The following is a 6,295-nucleotide window of genomic DNA, read 5'->3' as shown; positions in this document are numbered from 1 at the left end:
TTTTCTGTCGGCCACGCTTGTGTGGCGAAAGGGCCACACCTACATCGAGCCTGCGGAGGTTGCGCTTGATCAAGGCGACCCCGCTAATCCGCCTTACGAGGGGACCTCATGAATATCGACCTCTATTCCGACCGCGCCAAACAGGCGATCCAATCGGCCCAAAGCCTGGCCATGGCGCGCGGCCACCAACAACTCGCACCCGAACACCTGCTCAAGGTCCTGCTTGAGGAGAAGGATGGTCTGGCCGGCGCCCTGATCGAGAGCGCCGGTGGGCGGCCCGACGCGGTCGAACAGGCTACCGACGCCCTGCTCTCCAAGCGTCCGCGCGTCGAGGGCGGCTCTGGCCAAATCTATATGGCGCCTGAGACCGCCCGGGTCTTCGCCGAGGCCGAGACCGGGGCCAAGGGCGCGGGCGACGCCTTCGTCACCACCGAGCGGATGCTGATCGCCGTCGCCAAGGAAGGCGGAGACGCGGCCAAGGCTCTGTCGACCGCCGGGGCGACGGCCGCTGGCCTGGAAGACGCCGCCAAGGCCGTCCGCAAGGGCCGCACCGCCGACAGCGCTTCGGCCGAGGAAGGCTATGACGCGCTGAAGCGCTATGCTCGCGACCTGACCCAGGCCGCCCGCGACGGCAAGCTCGACCCGGTGATCGGCCGTGACGAGGAGATCCGCCGCACCATCCAGGTCCTGCAGCGCCGCACCAAGAACAACCCCGTCCTGATCGGAGAGCCCGGGGTCGGCAAGACCGCCATCGTCGAGGGCCTGGCCCTGCGGATCATCAATGGCGACGTGCCCGAGGGCCTGAAGGACAAGAAGCTCATGTCCCTGGACATGGGAGCCCTGATCGCCGGGGCGAAGTACCGCGGTGAGTTCGAGGAGCGCCTGAAAGCCGTGCTCAACGAGGTGATCGCCGCCGAGGGCTCGATCATCCTGTTCATCGACGAGATGCACACCCTGGTGGGCGCGGGGAAGAGCGACGGGGCGATGGACGCCTCCAACCTGCTCAAGCCCGCCCTGGCGCGGGGCGAACTGCACTGCGTCGGCGCCACCACCCTGGATGAGTACCGCAAGCATGTGGAAAAGGACCCGGCGCTGGCCCGTCGTTTCCAGCCCGTCTTCGTCGATGAGCCGACGGTGGAGGACACCGTCTCCATCCTGCGTGGCCTGAAGGAGAAGTACGAACTGCACCACGGGGTGCGGATTTCCGACAGCGCCATCGTGGCCGCCGCGACTCTCTCGCACCGCTACATCGCCGACCGCTTCTTGCCCGACAAGGCCATCGACCTGATCGACGAGGCGGGCAGCCGCGTGCGCATGGCCGTCGACAGCAAGCCCGAGGAACTCGACGAGATCGACCGCCGCGTCGTGCAGTTGAAGATCGAGCGCGAAGCCCTGACCAAGGAGACCGACGCCGCCTCCAAGCATCGCCTCGAAAAGCTCGAGGAGGAACTCGCCGAGCTCGAAGCCGAGTCCGAGGAGATGACCGCCAAATGGCGCGCCGAGAAGGAGAAGGTCGGTCAGTCCGCCCAGCTCCGCGAGGCCGTCGACCGGCTGCGCGCCGAACTCGTCGTCGCCCAGCGCCGGGGCGACCTGCAACGCGCTTCGGAAATCGCTTATGGCGAAATCCCCGGCCTGGAGCGCCGCCTGGCGGAGGAAGAGGCGCAGGAGCCGACCGACGCCGTCAGCCCTGAGGTCGTCGACGCCGAACAGATCGCCGCAGTGGTCAGCCGCTGGACCGGCATTCCCGTCGAGCGGATGCTGGAAGGCGAGCGCGAGAAGCTGCTGAAGATGGAAGACAGCCTGCGCCATCGTGTGGTTGGTCAGGAGGAGGCCCTGGTCGCCGTCTCCGACGCCGTGCGCCGCGCCCGTGCGGGCCTGCAGGATCCCGCCCGGCCTATCGGCTCCTTCCTGTTCCTCGGCCCCACGGGCGTTGGCAAGACCGAGCTCACCAAGGCCCTGGCCGAGTTCATGTTCGACGACGAGGCCGCCATCACCCGCATGGACATGAGCGAGTACATGGAGAAGCACTCGGTCAGCCGCATGATCGGCGCGCCTCCGGGCTATGTCGGCTACGACGAGGGCGGGGCGCTGACCGAGGCCGTGCGCCGCCGGCCCTATCAGGTGGTGCTGTTCGACGAGGTGGAGAAGGCCCACCCCGACGTCTTCAACATCCTGCTTCAGGTGCTGGACGACGGCCGCCTGACCGACGGTCAGGGCCGCACGGTCGACTTCCGCAACACCATCCTGATCATGACCTCCAACCTCGGCTCGGAATTCCTGGCCGGCCAGTCGGAGGGCGAGGATGTCGAGGAGGTCCGGCCCATGGTCATGGATGTCGTGCGCCGCCACTTCCGGCCCGAGTTCCTCAACCGGATCGACGAGATCATCCTCTTCAAGCGGCTGGGCCGTTCGGAGATGGACGACATCGTCGGCATCCAGATGCAGCGGGTGGAGAAGCTGCTGGCTGCCCGGCGCATGTCCATCGCCCTGGACGCGGCCGCCAACCACTGGATCGCCGAACGCGGCTACGACCCGGTCTACGGGGCCCGGCCGCTGAAGCGGGTGATCCAGAAGGAGCTGATCGATCCCATCGCCAAGAAGCTCCTGGCCGGCGATTTCCAGGACGGCTCGGTGATCGAGGTCGGCGCCACCGACGAGGGCCTGCAGATCGGCAAGGCCAAGGTGCACTAGGGCATTTTCCGATAGGTGTGAAACAAACGGCCCCGCTCATGACTGAGCGGGGCCGAAATTCAATTCGGGGTCACGCCAGCCTAGAGCCGGCAGCGGACCCAGGTGCGGCCCGTGAAGTACATGTCGCGGCCCGGGTTGTAGCTGCGATAGCGGATCTGGCAGGCCCGGACGTGCCCGTACCAGCTGTTGTTGTGACGCCAATGACGCGGGGGCGGGGCAGGGTGACGGCCCCAGCGGTTGTCCCAACGGCCATAGCGGTTGTCGTAGCGGTCATTGCGGTTCCGGATGCCGTCGCCGTCACGGTCTCGGTCGTAGCGGTTCCGGACGCCGTCGCCGTCACGGTCTCGGTCGTAGCGGTTGGGCACGCCGTCCCGGTCCATATCCCCGTAAGGCCGGGGTTGGGCGGACGCCGCGCCAACGCTTGCGGTGGCGGCCATGGTTAGGGCGGCCAAGCCCACAGTGAACAGTTTACGCATCAGATCTCTCCCTTGAGGTATCCGTCCCGATGGAGGTAACGCCCTGTAAACAGGTTAGTTCGGCAAAAGCCGGCAATCTGTGCTACAGAGGGCCATGACTGATCGCGCCCCTGCTGTTCGCGACTGCGAACGTTCGCGCGTTTCCCAAGACCAGTAAGGAGTCGGAGTCGATGCCCGAGGAACAATTCATCCAGATGTATGTCCGCGATTTCGCCACCATGGCGTCGCGGGTTGAGGCCGGCTCCGACATCGAGGCCCAGCTCAACAAGCGCATCTCGGAAACCCGCTCGCACGCCGCCCTGATGGACGCCCGCAAGGCCGAGGGTCACCTGGCCGCGGTGATCGACCGCCTGCGTTCGGAAGCCAAGAAGGACGCGTCGCAGGCGGTGAAGAACACGCCCGACCCCATCGCCGCGGCCGCGCGTCGCCAGGAATTCCTGGTGCGGGTGGCCGATATGCTCGACTCCGAGCTGGCCGAGCCCGAGAAGCGCGGCGCCGCCCGTTTCTGATCCGCCGCCGCTTTAAGCGACCCGCTCATCCCGGCATAGGCCGGGGCGAGGGGTTTCCTACAGCTCGACCGATACCGCCTTGCCCGCGCGGACTTCCACGCGGCGGGTGATCGCCATGTCCGGGCCATCGCCGTTCACGGGCTTGGCGACCGTGATCACGAACCACGCCCCATTGGCCAGGCCCTGGAAGCTGAAGCGGTCCGTCTCGTCGCAATTGGTGCGGCGCACGAAGGCCGAATAGTCGCCGCTGGGCGCCGAGGGCGTGCGGGCCCGCACCTGTTCCGCCGGCAGAGCCGCCCGGTCGGGCGAGTTGTAGAGGATGGTCATCCGCCGGCGCGTCCACAGCGTCTCGGGTGTCAGAACCACGCCGGCCCCGGCGCAGGTATAGCGCGACACGCCGCTGCGGAAGGTCACGCGACCATCGATCCGGCCCTTGCCCGGGACCGCCGACCAGGCGAAGTCGCCAGGTCGGAAGATATTGGCGGACGGCGGACCGCCCATGCCGGGCGGCGGCGGGGGCGGCGGCGGACCCAGCGGAGCTGTGGTGGCGCAGGCCGAAAGCCCAACGAGGGCGGCGGAGATGAGCAGGAGGCGGGCGGAGGTCATGTCCCGCACACCATAGGCAAGGCTGGCGCCGTGCGCAAAGGGGGTTCGTGACCGGCGCGAGGTCAGAGCCTGTCCGGCTCAGATTCATCTGAACCGGATGAACAGGCTGGTTCTCCCATTTTTGGAGCGTGACGGGCGCCTGACCCGGTTCCCACTTCAGGCTGTCACGCTCTAGTCTTCCCCGCGCACCTTGCCCCGCGTCGCCTTGACCCCGCCGCGCTTGACCTTGGAGTCCACGCGGCGCGCCTTGGCCGCCTTGCTCACCTTGGTCTTCTTCCGGGGCGGTGGCGGCGGCTCGGCGGCCTTGCGGATCAGCTCCAGCAGGCGCGCCAGAGCATCGGCCCGGTTCCGCTCCTGGGTCCGATGGGTCATGGCCACCAGCACCAGCACCCCGTCCAGGGTCACCTTGCGGCCGGCGAGCTTCATCAGTCGGATGGCCACGTCGTTGGGCAGGGAGGGCGAGGCGCGCACGTCGAAGCGCAGCTCCACGGCGGTCGACACCTTGTTGACGTTCTGCCCGCCCGGACCTGCGGCGCGGATGAACCGCTCCTGGACCTCGTCGTCATTCAGGGTGATGTCGGGGGTGACTTCGATCATGGGTTCCCGCCGCGATTGCGACTCGCTAATCTCACGTCATGCGCAGCGTAGCGACCCATATGCAGATTTGCACCGCCCGGCCCGGGCTGGTGAGAGCTGCTGTGCGCTAGGACGAGCGAACCACACCGCAGACCACCAGCCCCGCCGGCGACGGACGGGGCTTTTTCTTGGGCCCTCTCCGCGTCGATCTTTGGAGAGAGAGAATGAGCGACATCCTGATACGGGCCCGAGAGCCCACGGACATGGCCGACATCACCGAGCTGCTGAATCAGCCGCGCGCCATCTGGGGCACGCTGCAGATGCCCTTCGTGAGCCTGAACGCTCGGCAGGCGCGCGCGGCAACGGGTTCCGCAAGCGACCTGCACCTGGTGGCGGTCATCGATGGCAAGACCATCGGTTCGGCCAGCCTCAACCGTTTCGAGAACCGCCGGGCCCATGCCGGGTCCATCGGCATGGCGGTGCATGACGCCTATGCCGGGCGCGGCGCAGGCTCGGCCCTGATGGCGGCCATTATCAGCCAGGCCGACAACTGGCTGAACCTCAAGCGGCTGGAGCTGAACGTCTGGTCCGACAACAGCCGCGCCATCGCGCTGTACGAACGCTTCGGCTTCGAGCGGGAAGGCGTGTTCCGGAACTATGCCTGGCGGGACGGGGCGTATGCCGACTCGATCGCCATGGCGCGGTTGCGGGAATGACCTACTGGCACGCGGGACACAGCCCGCGCGCTTCCAGCATCACCGCGCGCACGGCGTAGCCGGCCGGCGCGGCGGCGGCGATCTGGGCGTCGAGGTCGGGTTCGAATTCCTCGGCCGCGCCGCAGCAGTCGCAGATCAGGAAGGCGGCCCTGTGTCCTTGGTCGTCGCGACGGCAGGGCACGTAGGCGTTGAGGCTCTCGATGCGGTGGGCGAAACCCAGGCGTTCGAGGAATTCCAGGGCGCGGTAAACGGTGGGGGGCTTGGCCGACTCGCCATGCGCCCCGAAGGCGGCGATCAGGTCATAGGCCTTCAGCGGGCCATTGGCCTCAAGCAGCAATTCCAGCACCCGGCGGCGCGGGTTGGTCAGGCGCTCCTGGGTTTGCGCGCAGCGGCTCTCGGCGGCGGTCAGGGCGTGGCGCAGGTCCACACCCTTGATGCCCGGATGCGCGCCGTCTTCGTGGTGGCACTCGGTTCCCATGCCTACTGGCTACCTGTCCGCGCGGCTTCCCGCAACCACGGGAATATGGTGACGCTGGCCCCAAATGCGAAGGCCGGGAGATGATCCCGGCCTTGCTTCCGTCGGCCTTGAAGTTGAAGTGGGATGCGGGCTGAAAACCGGTCCCCACTTTTCCTCATCCCACTATGCGTCTTCAGTCTCCGAAGGCGGACCGCCTTCGCCGCCCTCGAAGCTGCGCGGGGCGCGGCGACGCTTGGGCTTTGC

At 67.5% G+C, this 6,295-nt stretch carries 7 protein-coding genes; 3 read left to right on the top strand and 4 right to left on the bottom strand.

Annotated features, from left to right (window positions below):
- The first annotated feature begins 108 nt into the window (after nt 1-108).
- On the top strand, nt 109-2,691 hold the full coding sequence (gene clpB / locus AAC997_RS18090) for an ATP-dependent chaperone ClpB (RefSeq protein ID WP_340647100.1): 2,583 nt from the start codon (nt 109-111) through the stop codon (nt 2,689-2,691).
- Between the two features lie 80 nt (nt 2,692-2,771).
- On the opposite strand, the gene AAC997_RS18085 is transcribed toward clpB, so the two are convergent.
- Nucleotides 2,772-3,167 (bottom strand): hypothetical protein, encoded by a 396-nt coding sequence (locus AAC997_RS18085; protein WP_340647099.1) that lies wholly within the window; start codon nt 3,165-3,167, stop codon nt 2,772-2,774.
- Nucleotides 3,168-3,337: 170 nt separating this feature from the next.
- Between AAC997_RS18085 and AAC997_RS18080 the strand changes: the two genes are divergently transcribed.
- The gene (locus AAC997_RS18080) at nt 3,338-3,676 is read left to right on the top strand and encodes a hypothetical protein (RefSeq protein ID WP_340647098.1); all 339 of its coding nucleotides are present in this window, start codon (nt 3,338-3,340) and stop codon (nt 3,674-3,676) included.
- 57 nt (nt 3,677-3,733) lie between these two features.
- Here AAC997_RS18080 and AAC997_RS18075 read toward each other — a convergent pair whose 3' ends face one another.
- Together AAC997_RS18075 and arfB are read right to left on the bottom strand one after the other, a co-directional pair.
- Nucleotides 3,734-4,282: a hypothetical protein gene (locus tag AAC997_RS18075; RefSeq protein ID WP_340647097.1), complete on the bottom strand. Its 549-nt coding sequence runs from the start codon at nt 4,280-4,282 to the stop codon at nt 3,734-3,736.
- A gap of 171 nt (nt 4,283-4,453) precedes the next feature.
- Nucleotides 4,454-4,879, bottom strand: coding sequence for an alternative ribosome rescue aminoacyl-tRNA hydrolase ArfB (gene arfB / locus AAC997_RS18070; RefSeq protein ID WP_340647096.1), 426 nt, complete (start codon nt 4,877-4,879; stop codon nt 4,454-4,456).
- Between the two features lie 203 nt (nt 4,880-5,082).
- Here arfB and AAC997_RS18065 point away from each other — a divergent pair, with 203 nt between their 5' ends.
- On the top strand, nt 5,083-5,574 hold the full coding sequence (locus AAC997_RS18065; RefSeq protein ID WP_340647095.1) for a GNAT family N-acetyltransferase: 492 nt from the start codon (nt 5,083-5,085) through the stop codon (nt 5,572-5,574).
- A 1-nt stretch (nt 5,575) separates the two neighbouring features.
- Here the strand turns inward: AAC997_RS18065 and AAC997_RS18060 are convergent, their stop codons facing one another.
- Nucleotides 5,576-6,052 (bottom strand): Fur family transcriptional regulator, encoded by a 477-nt coding sequence (locus AAC997_RS18060; protein WP_340647094.1) that lies wholly within the window; start codon nt 6,050-6,052, stop codon nt 5,576-5,578.
- Between the last annotated feature and the right edge of the window lie 243 nt (nt 6,053-6,295).

The sequence above is a fragment of the Phenylobacterium sp. genome, from assembly GCF_037968635.1.
GTDB lineage: Bacteria > Pseudomonadota > Alphaproteobacteria > Caulobacterales > Caulobacteraceae > Phenylobacterium.
Note: the sequence above shows the minus strand (reverse complement) of the source record. Positions and strands in the feature narration are given on the sequence as shown.

Excerpts from the sequence above, each read along its gene's own strand:
- arfB (WP_340647096.1), bottom strand. The coding sequence starts at position 4,879 with ATGATCGAAGTCACCCCCGACATCACCCTGAATGACGACGAGGTCCAG.
- clpB (WP_340647100.1), top strand. The coding sequence starts at position 109 with ATGAATATCGACCTCTATTCCGACCGCGCCAAACAGGCGATCCAATCG.
- AAC997_RS18060 (WP_340647094.1), bottom strand. The coding sequence starts at position 6,052 with ATGGGAACCGAGTGCCACCACGAAGACGGCGCGCATCCGGGCATCAAG.
- AAC997_RS18065 (WP_340647095.1), top strand. The coding sequence starts at position 5,083 with ATGAGCGACATCCTGATACGGGCCCGAGAGCCCACGGACATGGCCGAC.
- AAC997_RS18080 (WP_340647098.1), top strand. The coding sequence starts at position 3,338 with ATGCCCGAGGAACAATTCATCCAGATGTATGTCCGCGATTTCGCCACC.
- AAC997_RS18075 (WP_340647097.1), bottom strand. The coding sequence starts at position 4,282 with ATGACCTCCGCCCGCCTCCTGCTCATCTCCGCCGCCCTCGTTGGGCTT.
- AAC997_RS18085 (WP_340647099.1), bottom strand. The coding sequence starts at position 3,167 with ATGCGTAAACTGTTCACTGTGGGCTTGGCCGCCCTAACCATGGCCGCC.